Source organism: Methylocystis sp., from assembly GCF_051061225.1.
In the GTDB taxonomy this organism is placed as follows: Bacteria; Pseudomonadota; Alphaproteobacteria; order Rhizobiales; family Beijerinckiaceae; genus Methylocystis.
This window is the reverse complement of the sequence record NZ_JBPFEB010000129.1, coordinates 231,629-249,344: the sequence shown is the minus strand read 5'-3', so window position 1 is coordinate 249,344 and position 17,716 is coordinate 231,629. Positions and strand designations below refer to the sequence as shown.

Below are 17,716 nucleotides of genomic sequence, written 5' to 3'. Positions count from 1 at the left end.
TGATGGTGACAAGTGCACAAATTCGAGCCGCTCGGGGGCTGCTGAACTGGACGGTCAGGGACCTTGCAGAGAAGGCGAACGTCCATCGCAACACCGTCACACGCGCGGAAACTGATCCGAGCGGGACAGGTCATGCGAACGCCGCCATCCGGCAGGCCCTCGAGGCCGCCGGGGTCATCTTCGTGGATGAGAACGGGGAAGGCCCGGGCGTGAGGCTCAGGAAGGCCCGGCAGGAATGACGAAGCGCGACTGGCGCCGCACCTCATTCAAGCGGCTGGACGGCTCCGTAGAGGCCGCGCCGGACGATTGGTCGCTCCTATACGACAACGGCCGGCCGATCGCCCGTATCTATCACTACGGCTTTGGGCCCAACGCCGGCCGCTGGGCCTGGTTCGTCCTGGTCACGCCGGATGGCGTTCCGGGGAACGGCGGGACGGGGGTCGCGGAATCCGGGCGCGAGGCCCGGGAGGCTTGCGAGCGCCTCCTGCCGCCCGGGACGCAGGAGCGGCGGCCCCTGCCCACGCGGGAGAGCGTGTGACGCCCATCCATGGTAAGAGCCCGCCCCCGGTAGTGATTCACCCGGGGAGCGCACATGGTCGACGCGGCAGTAATCGACGAAGCCGAGGCCGGCGAGGCCGCCGAGGATGCAGCCTCAGAGCCATCGCCGGCGCCGCGCGGCAAGACGCTCTTGGATCTGGAGCACGGGGAATGCCGGTGGCCGCTCGGCGACATTTGGGACCGGCGAGGTCCCGTTACTGAGTATTTTTGCGGCGAGGCAACAGTGCCAGGGTCCTCATATTGTCCGAAGTGCCGGGAGCGCGCCTTTGTCCCGAAGCGCCCGCACGGCTCGGCGACAAGGCCAATGGGGACTGATCGCCGCCGGTGAGGATTTGGTCCACGCGCGCTTGTGGGAGATCAGCGAGAACCTGCATCGCGCGGAACTCACGGCGCTCGAACGTGATGAGCACGTCGCTGAGTGGATCAGGCTGGCAAATGAAAAGACTAAGCTGGATGGCGTTTCGTCCCAAGTTGGGACAAAACTCTCCAAGCGTGGACGGACAGGAGAAGGTAGGCCGGAGAGCGGCGTCCGCGCCGCCTCTCGCGAACTTGGGATCGATAAAGACGACGCCCACCGCGCCGTGAAGGTCGCCGGGTTGTCCGACGCCGCAAAGAAGGAGGCTCGCAAAGTTGGGCTCGATGATAACTGGTCCTCGCCCTCACAGCCCCAGAAACGTCCGCGCGTCCACGATCGCGCGCTCGAGAGCAGCGGCGACATGCGGCGGAATCGCCTTTCGGTCGGCGTCTAAATCCAGGGCAATGTCGAGAGCGGCGACGGCGCGGCGCGGGAGACGTTCGGCTTCAGCTAATTTCTCCAGAACGTCCAGCCAGGCGCTCCGCTGGGCCTTGTTCAGCATCGCCCATCTGATCGGCGGAGCCGTCATGATCGCCGGCGCGTTCATTGCCGCGCCTCCGGACCGAAGGCGTGCTCCGCGACGATCTCGACCAGCGGCTCAGGGACGCCGCGGCGCTCCAGAAACCGGCGGCGGCGAGCTTGCAGCCCGTCAGCGGCGGCGCTAGGCTCGGAATTGATCGTGAAACCCTCAATTTTGTGATCAGCTTGGGCCTTTCCGGCTGCCCCCGGAAAGGCCCGTAGTTTTTCGGCCATCATAATTTCCTTGCTGATAGTCAGCACCACGCGGGTGCCTGCGACTCCGGGGAATCCCCAATTGTCAAACCGTGCTCTTGGTGCGACGGTCGGTCACGCAACGGGGCCTCTCTGTGACCGTTGCAAAGCCTGGCATCGAGACACTCAGGCGAGGGTTGGCGGCGCTGCTCGTTCCGGCGTCGCCAACCTTCGTCACCCCTTCAAGCTCGGATGGTTCATCAGCTCCGGCGGCAGGAACGCGGCGCTTGTCGCAAATGCTTTCGCAACATCGCGCCCGACGTCGAGAGAGAACGATTTCGCCGCCGCGTTCATGAGGTCGAGAAACTGCGTGTGGTTGATAACGCCGGCTGTGAGCAGCGCTTTCCAAATAAGACCGACGTGCTCAGTGAGCGCCGCCTTCACCTCGATCTCATCTTCCTGCATAATCATTTTTGATCTCTCTTTCCTTGGGGATTAAGGCCCGTTGGGCCGTCATGGCTTCCGCCGCTGCGCGTCGGCGACCAAAGACGGGACCTGCGCCATGGCTTGCGCCACACGTTTGCCGACGATGATCTCGACATGGCCTTTCGTGATACGCGGCTCGACATCGACGCCCGCGTAGTTATGGACGGTCACGCCAGGGTTCTGGTGGCCCTTGGACGCGCCGTCCATGGCGACGGGGACCTTTCCGCCCCGGAGCGGAATGAATGCTTCAGGGCCGCTGCCCTCGCCGAAGAGAGCGAGCTGGGGCGAGTTGGCCACGCCGCCGCCCGCATAGGCCCGCAAGGGGATCGGCCCTGTCGGGCCCATGATGCCGCCATCGGCGAAATGGAAGGTGCTCGAGAGCCAATCGCTGATCCCGCTAAAGAATCCGCTGCCGCTCGCGCCGTCTTTTGGCTGAAACAGATTTCCGAGCCCGGAGAAGAGGCCGCCGACGCCCGGCACATTGGCGCCAGGAACGCCCGGAATGCCTCCGCTCATATTCACGGTTGCGGCGTTGACGTTCATCGTCTGCGTCTGCATGGCCTTGCCATCGAGATGCAGCATAGAGGCGAGACTGCCGAACAGGCCGCCCACGGCGCCGTCCTTGCCCTCAAGGTTCAAGAGCTTCGCCATCAGCCCGGAGCCAGTCATCGCGGCGTCGAAGATGTTGCCATTCATGCTCTTCAGGAAGCTCGCGGCGACGTCTTTCGGCTTGCCATTGTTGAGGAGCAAGTCTTTCAGGCCGCCTGAGACGGAGCCCGTCACGCTTTTGTAAGCATCGTTGAACGTCTTCGTAGACTCGTTCAACGCTTCCTGAGCAGTCTTGGCGGCCGTCAGTTTGTCGACCAACTCGCCGATGTGATCCTTGTGCTCTTTCGAGGCGTCGGACCCGAGCTTCTCAAGCCAATTGCTTTTGTCGATTTCCGCCTGCACGGCCTTGTGCGCGTCGCCGAGTGACGACGCGAGGCGAATCTGGTCCTCAAGTTCCTTGCTGACAGACTGATACTTCTCCAGCTCTTTTTCGGCGTCTGATTTGCCGCCGGCGCGAGACGCTTTGCTCGCGGCGTCATATCCCACATAGCGCTGGCGTGACGCGCCTATTTCGATTGCCGGGAGTGTCTGCGCCGGTCCCTTCTCGACCGCAGGCGGCTCGAGCCAGCCGCTCTTGCTGGTCCAGTCCGGAATGTAGCTGCGCAGAAGATTGTAGAACTGGCCCGCCTTCGTCATGGCGTCTGCAATCGCGCTCTCGATCGCATAGAATCCCATTTTCACGTCAGTGAGCGGAACGGCGAGCTTTTCGAAAGAAGCGAGCAGCTCATTGTGCGCCGTCTGCGCGGCGGCATTCACTTGGCGCTCGAGGTCGGAAGCATAGCGCGCCGCTTCGTCAAGCGGAGCGGATGTTTTGCCAAGAGCGCGCGCCAGTTCGTCGACGGAGTTGAAGAGCGCGCGGCCTTCGTCCTGCCCGAGTAATGCCTGAGCGAGGCTCATGCTCTCTGTCGCCGGCAGTTTCTTTATCTCGTTGCCAACGGCGTCAATGTATTGCGGGAGAGTTTGCACATGGTCGAGGGTCGACAGAAACCCGGCGTCGATCTGTTTGACGACGCTCAAAACGTCGCCAGAGTTGCGCTTGAATTGTTCGAAGCTCCTTGAGGCGTTCGCAATCGCCGAGCCGGTTTCATCCTGCGTCAATCCGGCGCGTGCGCCGACGACATTCGCATTCATGATGCCGGATGGACGCGCTCCGATCTTCTCTGCCTGCTTCTGGAGGTCGACAAGAGCGTTTGTCGCCTCGGACGCGCCGAAGGTGATGCCGGCAATCGCGCCGACAACGCCGGCGCCCATAATCCGCGCGGGAGATAGCAGGCCGAGGAGGCTCTGCCCCATGGCTTTGACGCCCGCCGTAAATCCCCCCTGATGCGACGCGAGAATATCGTAAACTTGCACGCCCTGTTGCATAAAGACAGTCATGGCATGCTGGCCAGAGCCGAGCGACACGGCGATGTCCTGAAACTGACGGGACATATTTATAGCTTCGTAAGCAGCGAGACCGCCTGTTTTCCCGCCGCCGGTGGCGGTCATCATGGCAACGGTCGCCTGTCGCTGCTCAATCACGCGTTGCGCGGCACTATATGCAGCCGTGCCAGCGAGCCCTTGCTGTTGCGCGCGGTTTAGAGCTTTCTGCGCGCTCTCAAGCTGGTTGATCTGTCTGAATAGCGCGTCCTGTTTCGCGAAACGCTGGAGGCCTCGATCGGCAGACTCGACAACCTTCGACGTCCGATCGAATGACGCGGTGAGCTTGTCCAGCTCTACAGCGGCCTGCGCGGCGCCTTGCGTGGCGACATGAATTTCAATTTCGGAAATGATCGCGTCTGCGCTGGCCATTTGAAACCTTCCTGCCTTAGTCGCCGGGGGGCCGTAGTCCCCCGGCAATGTTCGTCTGGCTTTGTCCTAGAAAGATCTCGACGGCCATCACACCGGCGAGCTGGGAACATCACGCTCTGGTAGCGAGCGTGACGATATTCGACTTGGTTTCCGTGCCCTGGAACGGCAGCACCGGCGTGTAGAAACCATTCTGACCGTCCAGCCGATAGACGAAGCGGAACACGCTCTGGTCGCTCACGAATTGCACGTCGGCCGATAGCGAAAGTTTCATGCCCTGATGAACACAAATGTAGCTCGAAAAGTCCACGAAGGTGACATCTCCTTCCGTTCCGAGCGTCGAGGCATACTCGACCGGGATCACTGGCCTGCCGAACAACGTCGGATAGAGACTCGCGCCGCCACTCGCCGGCAGATAGACGGGAATGCTACTTGCGCCGATCGCCTGCGACATTGCGAAGAGCTGTTTCTCAATATCGGTATTGATTAGCCAAACGGCACGGTGGCGTGAGCCCGCAACCATCCTCTGGTACATGTTGAGCACGTTCTCGTAGACGATGGTCTTCGCCGCCTGCCCGGACTCTTTCGCTACTGTGATTTTCGCCGAGCTATTCAGGATGCCGAGCGGCTGTCCCGGGCCAGTCCCGGAGAAAATCGCCTTCTCGACCGCGAACGCCATTTCCGCCGAGAACGCCGCGCGGAGCGACGACTCCAGCATCGGTGAGTCGTTGAACAGCTCGTTGCTGACGTAGCAGAGCGCGACGCATTTCTTTGCGCTGAAGGACAACTGCCGGAAGCGGGGCGTGCTTGCAGCGGGCGCGCTTCCTTCACTCACCCATGCAGCTAACGCGCCACCGTACCGGGAACCGTCAGCACGGCTAGTTTCGTCGATCGCCGGGATCTTCACATCAGCAAGCGGACCGCTCGTCTCGCGAACATCGCACAGCGGCAAAATGACCGATTCCTTGAACAAGCTTTCGACCAAAGTTGGTAGAAAGGCCGTGTCGACGAGATAGCCGGCGTTTGAACCGTCGATCTCGCCGGCGCCAGCCGGCGCACGAACAAGGCGCGCATCGTGTTCGCCGCTGGCGCGCGCTTTCCAGATGGCCTGCATCTGCTCGCCAAAGCTGGAGAACGTCGCCGAGTTCCTTGCCTCCGCATAGGCGCGGGACCGGTCGGACCGCTTCACGGCGCGGCCGAGCACAAGGGCGTTTTCGTCGGCGCCGACGGGGACAAGTGAAACTTCCATGAGCTCGGCTTTCTGAATATCGAGCGCGCCCAGCCCGCGCGCCGGGTCTGTGGACCGTTTTGCGTCAACGACCATCCATCCGATGCTGCACGCGGACATGGCGCCGCTGCGATAAAGTTCGTAGAGTTCCGCGCCGTCTTCCGTGTCCGCAAACAGGATTGTGCCCGTCAGGCGCCCGTCAGGCAGCTCCATGATCGAAGTGACTTTTCCAACGGCGCGCCCGGTCGGATCGTGGCCTTCGATAACAACCGGATTTCGCCGGAAGCTTGTGAGGCCGTCGCGGGTCTGACCTTTCCAGTTGGAGACCCAGGCGCCTTTCATAATTTGGTGATTATCGCCTCGGACAGCGCCCGGATTTGCGAAAACGAAGGAAATTGTTTTATCCGTCCGCGCCGCGAGGTCGCCGGGCTGGACGGAGGCAAGGCGAGTCATCACACTGCCTTGCACGCGCATAGTAGAGGGCGAGGAATGCTTGGTCATTTCACTTTCCTTCGACGTGCGGAAGGTCCGCTTCAAGGCGGTGCAAGAGCGCTGGAATTCCGCTCTGGTCGGCGAGCAACGCCGCTTCCGTCGCGGCTTCGATCGCCGCGGCAATCGCCGAGAGGCGCGCCCGGATACGGTCGGCGTTGCTTTCGGTCCGCACGACATTGCGGGCCGCCCACACGTCGATTTCCGTTCTTGGAGTGGTTTGGATGGCTTTGCGCGTGGCCTCGGCGTCATCCTTCATTTTTTCAATGAACTCGGCGATCAGCGGCGAGGCGGTCGCGGCGAGCTCGTGCTCGATTTCCTGACAGCGCGCCGTATAGGAGAGCGAAGCCATCGTCTTCGCGCCGGCGGCACGGGCGTGCTTGTCGCGCGCTGCGCGGAGAGCGGCCTCGGCCTCTCGGACCGCGGCCAAAGTTTTTGCGGCAGCCGCCTCGAGCCGAGGGAATTCTTTCTCGACGTTTTTGTGTTGGGCGGCCAGCTCATTGGCGAGCGCTGTGCGCTCGCTCAAACGAGCTTCCTGAATCTCTCGGGTGATGGTCGCGCCGAGCGTCGTGGCTTCCAGCCTGCGGAGAAACTCATCATTATCGGGCATTTTCACGCGCCTGCTCCTTCTGATCTAAGAGGAGGATCGCGCGTCGCCGAGGACATGAAAACTGAGAGCTAATGTCCCCCGGACACTATGCGCCTAATTTGCTTCGCCGAGCTCGGAACATCGCCGCCGGGGGCGGCGCGGAACGCCTCGAAAAGGTGCTGCTTGTATGTGCCGGCATATCGATCCGGCAGGGTCGCGCGCGCCTTATCTCTGGTCCACCCGTTGCCCGCGTATTTTGCGATCTCGGAGGCCATCCGGACAGCCCCCCAGCCCGTCTGCCGCGCCATCGCGCGTAACGCCCTATCCCGCCGCTCCTGAGCCTCCTGGGCCGCCCAGGAGCGGCCGCCGGGGGCCGCGGCGAGCCCAAGGCATTCCTCAAGGGGTGTAGCGCCCCCGGTGGCGAGGTATCGCTCCAGCGCCTCGACGAGTAGCTCGACGTCAGGCGCGAAGCCCTGGAGCAATTGCGTGGCGCGCCGGAGCGCGGCCACGATCTCGAGCGGATCTTCCATCATCCCGCCCTCGACTTCTGCGCCGCGCGGGCAGCTTCATATCGCGCCCGCCCGATGGCCAGACGGCGTTCCTTCTCGGCCTCGACGGCTGCGCGGCTCTCGGGCGAGCGCGGGGTCAGACTATTGTCGCCGGGGGGCCTGACGTTCTGTAGGACGGACCCGTAGTGCCGGGGATCGATCCACTTCATCGAGTCAAGGCCGGCTGTGTAGGCCCCAAGCAGCTCGAGGTCGAAGTCTGGCCGTGTGATGCGAGACAGCGCGGCAGACGAATGGATGACTCGCAACTTCGCTTCTGCGTAGAGCAGCGCCTCGGGCGCCAGGCGTCGCTCGCGAATGACGCGCCACAGTTGTTGCCAGTCTGTCATCGCGTCTACGGCGTCAATGTCGCCACGCACAACGGCGAGGCGCGCATCATCCTGGTAGGCGTGGAGCGGCACGCCGAGGTGCTCGCCAATGGTCGGGATATTATCGTCTTCCATTATGCAGATCCCTTCGTGGTCAAGAGGGCGAGAGCCTTGGCGTTCAGGTCGCGAACGATGCGCTCGGGCATGGCGTCTTTCTTGGCCTCAGGCGAGTTGGCAGCTTGCGCGGCGAGCGTCGTCCGATACCGCAGGAGCTCGCGCGCCGCCGCGACGCGTGGGGTCGGTTTGAGGCGAGGATTGCGGGCGATCGCCTCCAGAATGGCGACGGGATCAAGCGGCTCGGGAGGCGGAGCCGCCTTAGTGCGAGGCCGCGTCGTGCGTCTTGTCTTTTTGGTTGGCGCCTTCATTCTGGATCTCCAGTTATTGGCCTTAGTGTAACACTATTTAGCACGGAAAAAATTCGCTCAGCGCGCGCGCCTGGCCGCCGAATGAGCCTGCGGCCGGTTACGGGCCCCCATGCGTGAACTTAACTTTAACCCCCGCCCTGTGGCGATGCCTCGGGCTAATGGTTACGCTCTCGCACCAATGGTCAAGGCACAGCCACAGGGAGGCCCGCTTGGTGGCCTTGCCGGTCGATCGGCTACCACCCACCGGGAGACTGCTACACAACGCCAGCGGCCTTGCCTGCCCCCGCGCCGAGCGCCTCGCGCAGCTCTTCGTCGGCCTGCTCCTGCCGCCGCTCCTGCTCGAGGAGCATGTGCCGGATCAGGAGCCCGACATCGGTGCGCCACAGGCGCCCGTCGTGGATGGCGGTCGCGGCGGCTATCGCGGTCACAGTGATCTCAGGGTCGACGGCCGGGTCGCTGATCAACCCAATGATGATCTTCTCCTTGATCCGGCGCTTGATCTCTTCGGGCGGAAAGAACGCGGCGTCGTGCAAGCGCACCAATCCGCGACTCGTGATCAACCATGCATCGCCGATCGTGAGCAGCGGCGTTCCGATGTCCGTCATGTGCTGGCCTCGTTGTTAGGAGAATTATCACGCGCCCCGGCGCCACTTCGCGGCGAGCATTTCGATTTGCTGACGAGTCGCCCGGCGCGGTCGCGCGTTACGCAGGGTCTCGAATACATCGGGACGCGGCGGCGCGGGCGCCGGGCGCTGTGTCGCTGGGGGCTGCGTCGCTGGGTGGGGTGCGGGCTGGCGCGGCAGTCGCAGCAACCGCGAGCCGTTCGGTCCCGTCGCATTAGCAAGATTGATCGCCATAACCGTCCTCGTTGTCGCCGGTCGACACGATCGCCGGTGGTTGAAAAGGGACGCAAAACGCGCGACGCAATTAGGGTTAGTTTTGTCCCCTAATTCACTATTTATTGCGTTATGGAGTTTGTGGACTTTCTCCCTTTATGACCCGTATCCTGTGCGTGGGCGCGCGCGTCACGCGTATAGAAGAGAAAAAGCGAGGACGGGTTATATAGGGGGAAACTCCACAAACTCCATAACAGCCAAGTCCACGGCGTTAATGAAGGGACTCGCGAGCCCCTCCCGCCGGTTCAAAATGGTCCACCGTGCACAAGATTCTGGATCACGAAGCCCTCGGAGACTTCCCTAACGGTATGGCCGAGGCGTTCTATGCGCTCCCGGAACTCCTTTCGACCTAACGGCTCGATGTTATGCGTGGTCGCCCAGTCATTGAATTTCTTGCGCGCATCGCTGATCAGCAATTTTTGCGCGCCTGCCTTCTTTTCGCATTCCGTCTCGATCCATTGTGCTACGCGGTCTTGGCTTTCGAGATATTCACCCGTAGCCAGCGTCACCACCGGCGGCGGCTGAAGCCCGATCTTCTGCCACTCCGCGCAGCCTTCGATCATCCATTGCAGAATGCCGCCGCTCTCGGCGATCAGCTTCGCTTCAAGGTCCTTGTCGCGCTCTGACGCCGGGATCGTGACGACGAAGGGTAGCAGATAGAGACGACGCCGGAATGCTTCCGATACGTCGCTCAATCCGGGTTTGTGGTTGCCAGCAATGAGTAGTTTCATTTGCGGAACGAAGTCGAAAAAATCCTGCCGCATCAGCCGGGCAGAAACTTCGTCGCCGCCGGTCAATTCCTTGATGCGGGATTCCGCCCATTTCTGATTTGGCTCGATTTCAGACGAAACAACCAAGCGCTTGCCGTGCATCCGCGCAATCTCTGTAGGGTGAGATTGAAATTTGTTTGCGGTAAAAACGCTGGACGGCGCGGACAGCGCATAGTCGTTCAAGATGGTTTTGACGACGCGCAGCAACGTCGACTTTCCGTTCGCGCCTGAGCCGTGAAGAAAGAAAAGCGCATCTTCTGTCGTGAGCCCAGTGAGGCAGTAGCCAAACACCCGGCGAAGATACGCGACGAAGTCGCGATCCCCGCCCGTGATACGCATTAGGAACTTCAAAAATGTGGGACAGCCGCCGCCGGGAGCAACAGACGTGATCTTGCCGAGGTAGTCATCAGGACGATGCGGCCTCATCTCGCCCGTCTCAAGGTCGACAACGCCGCCGGGGGTGTTAAGCCACATAAGGTTTTGGTCCCACTGTCCAACGGTCGCGACAAGGCGCGGGTCAGACTGGGCGATGTTGACGACAGCGGCGCGCGTCTTGGCGCTTGCGAGCCGTTTTTTCTCGGCCGCCGTTTCTGCCGAATTTGCAGCCGCGCGGCAGACTTTACGCGCCGCATCATATGTCGAGAGCTTCTCGTCGTCTCGCCAGACGCGGCCATCATAGACGCGCCATTTCCCCCAGACTGGGACGAAGCGGAGCATATGGCCAAAACGCTCAGCAAATAGCAGCGCAAGCCAATCCTCCGAGTATTCCGGAGTCTGCACGCCCTCGTCGCGATCGTCGTCTCTCTCACCATCGCTCTCGACGGAATCTCGCGTTGCATTAAATTTCGCTTCCGTGCGCATGCGCATTTCCTCATATCGGGCCTCCGCCCGTTTGATCTCAGCCTGAAACAGCGGGTCGCTCATGTCGAAGTCGCCGAACGTCTCGGCCAGGGCCGCCGCCTGCTCCTGGGGTGTGACGTTCTCCGCCACCCAGCGCCGCAGGTCGTCCATCGTGCGGCCCTCGCAATGGCCGTGGTGGCATTGGAAGCCCCTCAGCCCCGGGCGGTAGCCCGCATCCTCTCGGCCGTCAGAGTGCTCGTCTGCCCATGGGCACCGCACAGAGATAAATCCGGCGGCGTTGGGTGTGGCGTCGAGCACCATGTCTCGGGTCTCAAAGAAATGCCTGACGTAATCCGCCTCTGACTCTTCCGTCGTCGCGTTGCGTGTTCCGCCAACGCCCTTGAACTTCGACAGCGCCTCGGGCGTAAGATCCACGTCTAGCCAGTCGGCGAGCTCCGCGACCGTGTAGACGCGCGACGGCTCCCACACCCAAAGCCGGTGCGGCCAGCCCTTGCCGCCGTTCTTTTCCAGGACGGCAGGTTTCACATTGGAGCCGACGGGGACGCGCACGACTCGCGTCACGCTTTTCATCCCCGGATCGCGCAAACTTGGGTTGATCTCTGGATCGCCGATGATACGCGAGACAAGCGCCTCCGTGGCGCGGGCGTCGGTCGCATCTGTGAGCTTATAGCCGAACTGGAAATTACCCGGCGAGGTCTCCAGCTCATAGGTCGCCGGCGGCATCGTCAGACGCAGTGCGCCCTCGTTGACCTTCGTCCCGACGTCGTCGACGACAAAGACGAACTGCCTCTCGAACAGCTCCTTTGTCCGCAGAAACCTTCCGTCGCCAGCGCGCCGAAAAAGACTCACGCAAAAGTAATTCGCCGTTTCGCCAGTCAGCTTCGGGATGACCTTTTTCGCCGGATGGGAAACCCATTTATCATTGTCCCCGGCGGCAAATGACTGGATGGGGACGCGCCCCCATTCATCGCCAGCAAGCGCGCGCAGAAACTCTTCATTCGTGATCTCGACGGGGGACATGATGGCCTCTACAGTTGAGGCCGATCCGGGGTTGATTTTGTCGCCGCGCGCTAGTATAAATAGCGAGTGATTTGGTTTGCGCGGTGGCGACGCTCTCAACTCCGAGCGGCCAACGAAGATAGGAAAAAGGCGCTCCCCGTCAGGAGCGTCTTTTTTCATTTGTGCTCAGTAGATTAAGGGCCGCGGCGAGCCGACGGGATGGTTTGCAGCTCGCCTTAGCGTCGCGATGAAATTTCGCCGGCCGCGCCAGTCGCTTGGCGTCCTGGGAAAAAACATCAGGATAGTGCCGCCGCTGGGCGCCCGAAACATCGCACGGACATGGCGCCCGATCCGGCAATCTATCAGCTCGAATCCGGCGCCAGCGGCGAGCTCGATGTATTCTTTGGAGCTAGTTTTTAGGCGCATGAATGGTCCCCTCAGTGTGGATTGACGTCAAATTCCGGAAGGGCGATCGGCGGTGCGCGGCCGCGCGGGCGCGGCCTTCGATCCAAGCGGTTCATGGGTGTGCTCACAGGTCAGGCGGCGTCGCCGCCGGGGTGCGAGTGCTGGGCGGACATCCGCGACATGAGAGCAGCCCATTTCTTTTTGTCGGCTTCCTCCTGCGCCCGCTTTTCTGCGAGGTAGCGGACATTGCCCGCTTTAATTTCATCGGAGCGCTCGATCAGATAGCGGACTCTGGAGTCGTGGCATTTATTGAAGAGCGCGAGCTTTTCGGCGGATTCATTCTGCATAATCTTTCTCCACTAGTTAGTGATTGTTTTTGCGCGCCTATCCGGATTAGGCGGCTTCTCCGCCGCTGCTGATCTGCAAGAGGCGATTCAGTTCCGATTCGGGAACAAGCGTCCGGCCGCCGACGCGCACCATCTTCAACTTGCCGAGCTTCTCCAGCTTATAAAAATAGGCCGTGCTCAGCCCCGATACTCGGCTGGCGTCTTTGAGCCTGCGCGCCTTCGGCGCAACATCATTCTGATCACGCTGCATAGCGGTCTCCTTAGTTTTCATTAGTAGAAAACTAGTGTCCACCATACTGCTCTGTCAACAACAAATAGCCCATAAACCATTGATTTTTAATAGGGTTAGTTTTGTCACCTAATTTGCCTAATTAGGGTTAGTTTTGTCACCTATTAGATTTAATTCGGGTTAGTTTTGTCGCCTATTAAGCCGCTTTCCAGATAGTCGGCCCAGTCCCGCATTAGAAGTCGCCGCTTCTGTAACGCGTCGCCGCGACGATAGGACAGTTCCGTCGCGTCGCCGGCGGCATGGGCGAGGGCCTGCTCGGCGATCTCGCGCGGGTGATTCGTAGTGTCACCGCACCAATCGCGAAATGCGCTTCGCATGCCGTGAACCGACGCCTCGCCCTTCAGGCCCATGCGTGCGAGAACCTGCCACATGGCGACGGCGCTCATCTGCTTTCCAGCACGTCGGGAGGGGAAAACGTATTCGCCTGGATACGCCGCGCGGAGGATGGCGAGGATCTCAAGCGCCCTGTCGGACAAGGGAACACGATGGTCCTTCCCGGCTTTCATGCGCCCCGCCGGGATAGACCAGACGGCGCCGTTCATATCGATCTCCGCCCAACTGGCGCCGAGCGCTTCGTTTGTCCTGACGCAGGTCAAGATCGTGAGCTCGAGGGCGAAGGCCGCAAGGGAGGTCCGTTGCGCCTGCCGCAGCTTTCCGACGAATTCGGGAAGGTCGCGGTAATGCAACGCCGCGTGATGTTTCTTCGCGGTCGCCGGGGGCTTTGACAGGATCGAAGAGAGATGGCCGCGCCATTGCGCCGGATTTTCTCCAGTCCGCAGCCCGCGCGCCTTCGCCGCGTCCAGCACGCTTTCGATGTAGCCGCGCAGTCGCGTAGCGGTCGCGTGCTTTGTGCTCCAGAGCGGCTTGAGCGTGCTCAGAACGGCAGTCGTGTCGACTGCGGCGACATCGGTCCCACATATCGGCGCGGCGTGCGTCTCCAAGATGGTGAGCCATTGCCGCCGGTATTTTTCATTGCGCCAGCGGATGCTCTTATCTTGATGCAGCTCGCGCGCGACGGCGCCGAACGTAGTCGACTCCTGCTTCTTCTCCGCGCGCCGTTTGTCGACGGGATTGATTCCCTCTCGCACAAGCCGCCGGGCGGCGAGCGCGGCCTCGCGCGCGTCGCTCAAGGAAAGATCAGGATAGGGGCCTAGCGTCAGTTCCGGGCGTCGCTTCCCGAAGGTGAAGATAAACTTCCACTTCTTGCGACCGTCCTCGCTGACGACCAAAAAGAGATTGCCGCCGTCCGCATGTTTGCCCGGCCCCGCCGTCGCAACGCGCCTCGCGTTTAGTTTCATGCTCGCCCCACAACGCCGCCCACAATTCCGATTTTGTGGGCTTGCCGCCGGTCGACCCCCAGAACAGCCCACAAATTGCAGTCTATTGTGGTGAACGGTTGTGAACAAGCGTGCACGGTTGAGCGCCGTGAAACGAGCATTTTCAACGGTCTATGAGTTCAGGCATAAACGACTGTGAACGGCCATATCGCCGCTAGAGGCGGAAACATCAGGCGCCTTTCAGAAGGTCGACGGTCATTGCGGCGAGATCGTTCGCCTGTTTCATGATTTGCAGATCGGCTTCATAGGTGCGATTGGCTTCGCGCATGTCACCCATTTCGACGAGCAGATTCACATTGGGTCGTTTCACGTCGCCATTGGCGTTCGCCGCCGGATTGCCCGGATCGTGCTCGACGGCGAAGGCGGTCGGGTCGGCGCCGATCGTGTTGATGCGCACGAGCTTGACGCCGCTCGCGCGGTCGAGCTCATTCGCGAAGGAGATCGTCTTGCGCCGATAGGGGTCGGAGCCGGCGGTGCGCCCGGTCGATTGGGCGTTGGCCATGTTTTCCGAGACGACCCGCAGCCGCGCGGATTGCGCGGAGAGGCCCGAGCCGGCGATCTTGAGAGACGCTTCGAGCGGGTCGATCATGTGCGCACCGCCGACATCCACATATTGTGGAAGCTGCGTTGGAGATTGGTGGCCAGTGTGAAGGCGCCGCGAATTTCCGAGACCTTGATCATCTCCTGCTCGGGCGACACCGTATTGCCGGAAAACGTCGTCTCCCAGCCTTCCGCCGGCTTCGCGGCGGCGGCCATGGCTTCCCCAGGAGAAGGCCGCATGTGCATCGGGTCGGCGCCCGCCATGTCCAGCGCGCTGCGCTCCATCACGCGCGCGAAGGGCAACGTGTCCATGGCTTTGTAACCGGGCGTATTGGCGTTGGCGACATTCTGCGCGACCAGCGAATGTCGCGTCGACAGCCAGCTCTTGTGCCGGTCGATCAGGTTGAACAGATACACCGGCTCCATATTCAGCCTCTTGAGATCATCATCCTGGAGGCTAGGCGCGGGCGCTTGTGTCTGGCTGGAGGCCTAGCGGATGTCGCATCCCTCTCGCTCGAGCAGCGCGCGTTTGCGCGCGACGCCCCAGCGATAGCCGGACAGGGTTCCATCACGGTGCAGCACGCGGTGGCAGGGCACTGCGATGGCGACAGGATTGGCGGCGCAGGCGCCGGCGACCGCGCGCGTCGCCTTGGGCGCGCCGATGCTGTTGGCGACGTCCGCATAGCTCGCGGTCCGCCCGGAGGGGATGGCGCGCAGCGCGTCCCAGACGCGGCGCTGGAAAGGTGTTCCGCGCAGGTCGAGCGGAATGGCGCGAGCCTTGTCGGGGGCGTCGACCAGCGCGATCGCCTCGGCCGCGAGGCTTTCGCAAGCGCTGTCCGCCGCGCGGATGCGCGCCTGCGGAAAGCGTCGGGCGAGTTCGGCGTTCAGCGCATCCGCGTCGTCTCCGAGCAGAAGCGCGCAGATGCCTTTCTCGCTTGTCGCCACGAGCGCGAGGCCGAGACTGCACGGCCGGAGCGCGACGAAGAGGGTCTCTTTCTGCACCATGAATCTCTCTCACCCATTTATGACCCCAGCGCGGAAAGCTCTTCATCCGTAAACAGCCGCGAGCGGGTCAGGAAGCGGCGGCCCGTGCCATTGTCGAGCGAGAACATGCCGCCCTGGCCCGACACGACATCGATGATGAGCTGCGTGTGTCTCCAGTAATCGAATTGCGCGGCGCCGATGTAGAAAGACGCGCCGCCAATCTCGCCAAGCCTGACGTCATGGTCGCCGACGAGGAAATCGACTTGCGGATAGCACATGGGCGCCGAGCCGTCGCAGCAGCCGCCGGATTGATGAAAGAGAATGTCGCCATGTTCGCTCCGCAGCCGCGCAATGAGATCGAGCGCGGCGGGCGTGGCGGTGACTCTGTCTGGTGGTTGCGGCAAGGCCCCCTCCCTGTCCCTCCCCCGCTGTCGCGGGAGAGGGGACGCTCACGACCCGCCTTCTCGATGAAGGCGCCAATTTTCTCCCTCTCCCGCGCAGCGGGGGAGGGGGGGAGGGGCTCTAGAAGAACCCCAGCTTCTTCGGGCTGTAGCTCACCAGCATGTTCTTCGTCTGCTGATAATGATCCAGCATCATCTTGTGGTTCTCTCGTCCGATGCCGGACTGCTTGTAGCCGCCGAAGGCGGCATGCGCCGGATAGGCGTGGTAGCAGTTCGTCCATACGCGCCCGGCCTGAATCGCACGGCCGAAGCGGTAGCAGCGATTGATGTCGCGGCTCCACACGCCGGCGCCCAGTCCGTAAAGCGTGTCATTGGCGATGTGCAATGCGTCCTCATCGTCCCGGAAGGTCGTCACCGACACGACGGGACCGAAGATTTCCTCCTGGAACACGCGCATGCGGTTGTGTCCCTGCAGGACTGTGGGCTTCACATAGAAGCCGCCGGCAAGATCGCCCTCGAGCGTATTGCGCTCGCCGCCGGCGAGGACCTTCGCGCCCTCCTGCTTGCCGATGTCGATGTAGCTAAGAATTTTCTCGAGCTGTTCGGATGAGGCCTGCGCGCCGATCATCGTCTCGGGATCGAGCGGGTGGCCCTGCCGGATCGCCGCGACGCGCTTGAGCGCGCGCTCCATGAAGCGGTCGTAGATTTTCTCATGCACCAGCGCGCGGCTCGGGCAGGTGCAGACCTCGCCCTGATTGAGCGCGAACATGACGAAGCCTTCGATCGCCTTGTCGAAATAGTCGTCATCTTCGCGCGCCACGTCCTCGAAGAAGATGTTCGGCGATTTTCCGCCGAGTTCGAGCGTGACGGGGATCAGCGACTGGCTGGCGTATTGCATGATCAGCCGACCCGTCGTCGTCTCGCCGGTGAAGGCGATCTTGGCGATGCGGTTCGACGACGCGAGCGGCTTGCCGGCTTCGAGACCGAAGCCGTTGACAATGTTGAGCACGCCCTTGGGCAGCAGATCGCCGACGACCTCGGCCCAGACGAGAATGCTCGCGGGCGTCTGCTCGGCCGGCTTGATGATGACGCAATTGCCGGCCGCGAGCGCGGGCGCGAGCTTCCACGCCGCCATCAGCAGCGGGAAGTTCCAGGGGATGATCTGGCCAACGACGCCGAGCGGTTCGTGGAAGTGATAGGCGACGGTGTCGTGGTCGATTTCCGAAATGCCGCCTTCCTGCGCGCGCACGGCGCCGGCGAAATAGCGGAAATGGTCGATCGCGAGCGGCACGTCGGCGGCCATGGTCTCGCGGATCGGCTTGCCATTGTCCCAGGTCTCGGCCGTGGCGAGCAGTTGCAGATTCGCCTCCATGCGGTCGGCGATCCTGTTGAGCACGCCGGCGCGCTCGGCGGGGCTGGCTTTGCCCCAGGCGGCTTTCGCGGCGTGGGCGGCGTCGAGCGCGGCCTCGATGTCGTCCTTGTCGGAGCGCGCGATCTCGCAGACCTTCTGGCCCGTGACGGGCGAGATGTTGTCGAATGTGCGGCCGGATTTCGCGTCGGCCCATTCGCCATTTATGAAATTGCCGTAGCGCGCCTTGAACGGCGGTTTGGCGGCGAGAGTCTCGTGCTTCGTCATGGCGGGCCTTCCTGCGTTCCTCGCGGCGCGCGCTTTTGCGCGGCATTTAGCCGAAAGATAATAACGCACAGGCCCGCGCCAAGAGAAAGCGCCGAAGTCCCTTCCACGCCCACATTGGGCGCTCGAGCTCGAGCAGCGG

General features: G+C 62.2%; 22 protein-coding genes. 4 read left to right on the top strand and 18 right to left on the bottom strand.

Annotated features, from left to right (window positions below; all coding sequences use genetic code 11):
• Positions 1–2 precede the first annotated feature (2 nt).
• The 3 genes from ACR652_RS23130 to ACR652_RS23120 are packed head-to-tail and all read left to right on the top strand — an operon-like array spanning position 3 to position 886.
• Entirely contained in the window at positions 3–239 is a 237-nt protein-coding gene (locus tag ACR652_RS23130; protein ID WP_434508832.1) for a helix-turn-helix domain-containing protein, read from the top strand.
• Complete coding sequence (locus ACR652_RS23125; RefSeq protein ID WP_434508831.1) at positions 236–538, top strand: hypothetical protein; 303 nt, start codon at positions 236–238, stop codon at positions 536–538. The genes ACR652_RS23130 and ACR652_RS23125 overlap by 4 nt, the downstream gene beginning before the upstream one ends.
• 54 nt (positions 539–592) lie before the next feature.
• Positions 593–886 carry a GcrA family cell cycle regulator gene (locus ACR652_RS23120; protein ID WP_434508830.1) on the top strand — a complete coding sequence of 98 codons (294 nt, stop codon included), beginning with the start codon at positions 593–595 and terminating at the stop codon, positions 884–886.
• A 331-nt stretch (positions 887–1,217) separates the two neighbouring features.
• Here the strand turns inward: ACR652_RS23120 and ACR652_RS23115 are convergent, their stop codons facing one another.
• The 5 genes from ACR652_RS23115 to ACR652_RS23095 form a co-directional block, all read right to left on the bottom strand.
• Positions 1,218–1,460 (bottom strand): hypothetical protein, encoded by a 243-nt coding sequence (locus ACR652_RS23115; protein WP_434508829.1) that lies wholly within the window; start codon positions 1,458–1,460, stop codon positions 1,218–1,220.
• Positions 1,457–1,693 (bottom strand): hypothetical protein, encoded by a 237-nt coding sequence (locus tag ACR652_RS23110; RefSeq protein WP_434508828.1) that lies wholly within the window; start codon positions 1,691–1,693, stop codon positions 1,457–1,459. The genes ACR652_RS23115 and ACR652_RS23110 overlap by 4 nt, the downstream gene beginning before the upstream one ends.
• Before the next feature lie 165 nt (positions 1,694–1,858).
• Positions 1,859–2,095 (bottom strand): hypothetical protein, encoded by a 237-nt coding sequence (locus ACR652_RS23105; RefSeq protein WP_434508827.1) that lies wholly within the window; start codon positions 2,093–2,095, stop codon positions 1,859–1,861.
• Positions 2,096–2,137: 42 nt separating this feature from the next.
• Positions 2,138–4,510, bottom strand: coding sequence for a phage tail length tape measure family protein (locus ACR652_RS23100; protein WP_434508826.1), 2,373 nt, complete (start codon positions 4,508–4,510; stop codon positions 2,138–2,140).
• Between the two features lie 109 nt (positions 4,511–4,619).
• A complete protein-coding gene (locus ACR652_RS23095; RefSeq protein ID WP_434508825.1) occupies positions 4,620–6,236 on the bottom strand; it encodes a phage major capsid protein in 1,617 nt (538 codons plus the stop codon).
• Between ACR652_RS23095 and ACR652_RS23090 the strand changes: the two genes are divergently transcribed.
• A complete protein-coding gene (locus ACR652_RS23090) occupies positions 6,229–6,906 on the top strand; it encodes a hypothetical protein (protein WP_434508824.1) in 678 nt (225 codons plus the stop codon). The two genes, ACR652_RS23095 and ACR652_RS23090, sit on opposite strands and share 8 nt — an antisense overlap.
• On the opposite strand, the gene ACR652_RS23085 is transcribed toward ACR652_RS23090, so the two are convergent.
• The 13 genes from ACR652_RS23085 to adh all read right to left on the bottom strand — a co-directional run bounded on the left by ACR652_RS23085 (position 6,903) and on the right by adh (position 17,577).
• Entirely contained in the window at positions 6,903–7,346 is a 444-nt protein-coding gene (locus ACR652_RS23085; RefSeq protein ID WP_434508823.1) for a hypothetical protein, read from the bottom strand. The two genes, ACR652_RS23090 and ACR652_RS23085, sit on opposite strands and share 4 nt — an antisense overlap.
• Positions 7,343–7,822, bottom strand: a complete 480-nt coding sequence (locus ACR652_RS23080) for a hypothetical protein (RefSeq protein ID WP_434508822.1) — start codon at positions 7,820–7,822, stop codon at positions 7,343–7,345. Before ACR652_RS23080 ends, ACR652_RS23085 begins: the two co-directional genes overlap by 4 nt.
• Entirely contained in the window at positions 7,822–8,112 is a 291-nt protein-coding gene (locus ACR652_RS23075; RefSeq protein WP_434508821.1) for a hypothetical protein, read from the bottom strand. Before ACR652_RS23075 ends, ACR652_RS23080 begins: the two co-directional genes overlap by 1 nt.
• 254 nt (positions 8,113–8,366) lie before the next feature.
• On the bottom strand, positions 8,367–8,717 hold the full coding sequence (locus tag ACR652_RS23070; protein ID WP_434508820.1) for a hypothetical protein: 351 nt from the start codon (positions 8,715–8,717) through the stop codon (positions 8,367–8,369).
• Positions 8,718–9,253: 536 nt separating this feature from the next.
• Positions 9,254–11,659 (bottom strand): phage/plasmid primase, P4 family, encoded by a 2,406-nt coding sequence (locus ACR652_RS23065; protein ID WP_434508819.1) that lies wholly within the window; start codon positions 11,657–11,659, stop codon positions 9,254–9,256.
• A 515-nt stretch (positions 11,660–12,174) separates the two neighbouring features.
• Positions 12,175–12,390, bottom strand: coding sequence for a hypothetical protein (locus ACR652_RS23060; protein ID WP_434508818.1), 216 nt, complete (start codon positions 12,388–12,390; stop codon positions 12,175–12,177).
• A gap of 46 nt (positions 12,391–12,436) precedes the next feature.
• Positions 12,437–12,661: a helix-turn-helix transcriptional regulator gene (locus ACR652_RS23055; protein ID WP_434508817.1), complete on the bottom strand. Its 225-nt coding sequence runs from the start codon at positions 12,659–12,661 to the stop codon at positions 12,437–12,439.
• A 128-nt stretch (positions 12,662–12,789) separates the two neighbouring features.
• Positions 12,790–13,977, bottom strand: coding sequence for a tyrosine-type recombinase/integrase (locus ACR652_RS23050; protein ID WP_434508816.1), 1,188 nt, complete (start codon positions 13,975–13,977; stop codon positions 12,790–12,792).
• Positions 13,978–14,185: 208 nt separating this feature from the next.
• Complete coding sequence (flgC, locus tag ACR652_RS23045) at positions 14,186–14,605, bottom strand: flagellar basal body rod protein FlgC (protein ID WP_434508815.1); 420 nt, start codon at positions 14,603–14,605, stop codon at positions 14,186–14,188.
• Positions 14,602–14,982, bottom strand: coding sequence for a flagellar basal body protein (locus ACR652_RS23040; protein ID WP_434508814.1), 381 nt, complete (start codon positions 14,980–14,982; stop codon positions 14,602–14,604). The genes flgC and ACR652_RS23040 overlap by 4 nt, the downstream gene beginning before the upstream one ends.
• 63 nt (positions 14,983–15,045) lie before the next feature.
• Positions 15,046–15,561 carry a methylated-DNA--[protein]-cysteine S-methyltransferase gene (locus tag ACR652_RS23035; protein ID WP_434508813.1) on the bottom strand — a complete coding sequence of 172 codons (516 nt, stop codon included), beginning with the start codon at positions 15,559–15,561 and terminating at the stop codon, positions 15,046–15,048.
• A gap of 17 nt (positions 15,562–15,578) precedes the next feature.
• Positions 15,579–15,944 (bottom strand): DUF779 domain-containing protein, encoded by a 366-nt coding sequence (locus ACR652_RS23030; RefSeq protein WP_434508812.1) that lies wholly within the window; start codon positions 15,942–15,944, stop codon positions 15,579–15,581.
• 118 nt (positions 15,945–16,062) lie between these two features.
• On the bottom strand, positions 16,063–17,577 hold the full coding sequence (gene adh, locus ACR652_RS23025) for an aldehyde dehydrogenase (protein WP_434508811.1): 1,515 nt from the start codon (positions 17,575–17,577) through the stop codon (positions 16,063–16,065).
• Positions 17,578–17,716 lie beyond the last annotated feature (139 nt).

Coding starts and splice junctions, on each gene's coding strand:
- ACR652_RS23130 (WP_434508832.1), top strand. CDS start 3: ATGGTGACAAGTGCACAAATTCGAGCCGCTCGGGGGCTGCTGAACTGG.
- ACR652_RS23125 (WP_434508831.1), top strand. CDS start 236: ATGACGAAGCGCGACTGGCGCCGCACCTCATTCAAGCGGCTGGACGGC.
- ACR652_RS23120 (WP_434508830.1), top strand. CDS start 593: ATGGTCGACGCGGCAGTAATCGACGAAGCCGAGGCCGGCGAGGCCGCC.
- ACR652_RS23115 (WP_434508829.1), bottom strand. CDS start 1,460: ATGAACGCGCCGGCGATCATGACGGCTCCGCCGATCAGATGGGCGATG.
- ACR652_RS23105 (WP_434508827.1), bottom strand. CDS start 2,095: ATGATTATGCAGGAAGATGAGATCGAGGTGAAGGCGGCGCTCACTGAG.
- ACR652_RS23100 (WP_434508826.1), bottom strand. CDS start 4,510: ATGGCCAGCGCAGACGCGATCATTTCCGAAATTGAAATTCATGTCGCC.
- ACR652_RS23095 (WP_434508825.1), bottom strand. CDS start 6,236: ATGACCAAGCATTCCTCGCCCTCTACTATGCGCGTGCAAGGCAGTGTG.
- ACR652_RS23085 (WP_434508823.1), bottom strand. CDS start 7,346: ATGATGGAAGATCCGCTCGAGATCGTGGCCGCGCTCCGGCGCGCCACG.
- ACR652_RS23080 (WP_434508822.1), bottom strand. CDS start 7,822: ATGGAAGACGATAATATCCCGACCATTGGCGAGCACCTCGGCGTGCCG.
- ACR652_RS23075 (WP_434508821.1), bottom strand. CDS start 8,112: ATGAAGGCGCCAACCAAAAAGACAAGACGCACGACGCGGCCTCGCACT.
- ACR652_RS23070 (WP_434508820.1), bottom strand. CDS start 8,717: ATGACGGACATCGGAACGCCGCTGCTCACGATCGGCGATGCATGGTTG.
- ACR652_RS23065 (WP_434508819.1), bottom strand. CDS start 11,659: ATGTCCCCCGTCGAGATCACGAATGAAGAGTTTCTGCGCGCGCTTGCT.
- ACR652_RS23060 (WP_434508818.1), bottom strand. CDS start 12,390: ATGCAGAATGAATCCGCCGAAAAGCTCGCGCTCTTCAATAAATGCCAC.
- ACR652_RS23055 (WP_434508817.1), bottom strand. CDS start 12,661: ATGAAAACTAAGGAGACCGCTATGCAGCGTGATCAGAATGATGTTGCG.
- ACR652_RS23050 (WP_434508816.1), bottom strand. CDS start 13,977: ATGAAACTAAACGCGAGGCGCGTTGCGACGGCGGGGCCGGGCAAACAT.
- flgC (WP_434508815.1), bottom strand. CDS start 14,605: ATGATCGACCCGCTCGAAGCGTCTCTCAAGATCGCCGGCTCGGGCCTC.
- ACR652_RS23040 (WP_434508814.1), bottom strand. CDS start 14,982: ATGGAGCCGGTGTATCTGTTCAACCTGATCGACCGGCACAAGAGCTGG.
- ACR652_RS23035 (WP_434508813.1), bottom strand. CDS start 15,561: ATGGTGCAGAAAGAGACCCTCTTCGTCGCGCTCCGGCCGTGCAGTCTC.
- adh (WP_434508811.1), bottom strand. CDS start 17,577: ATGACGAAGCACGAGACTCTCGCCGCCAAACCGCCGTTCAAGGCGCGC.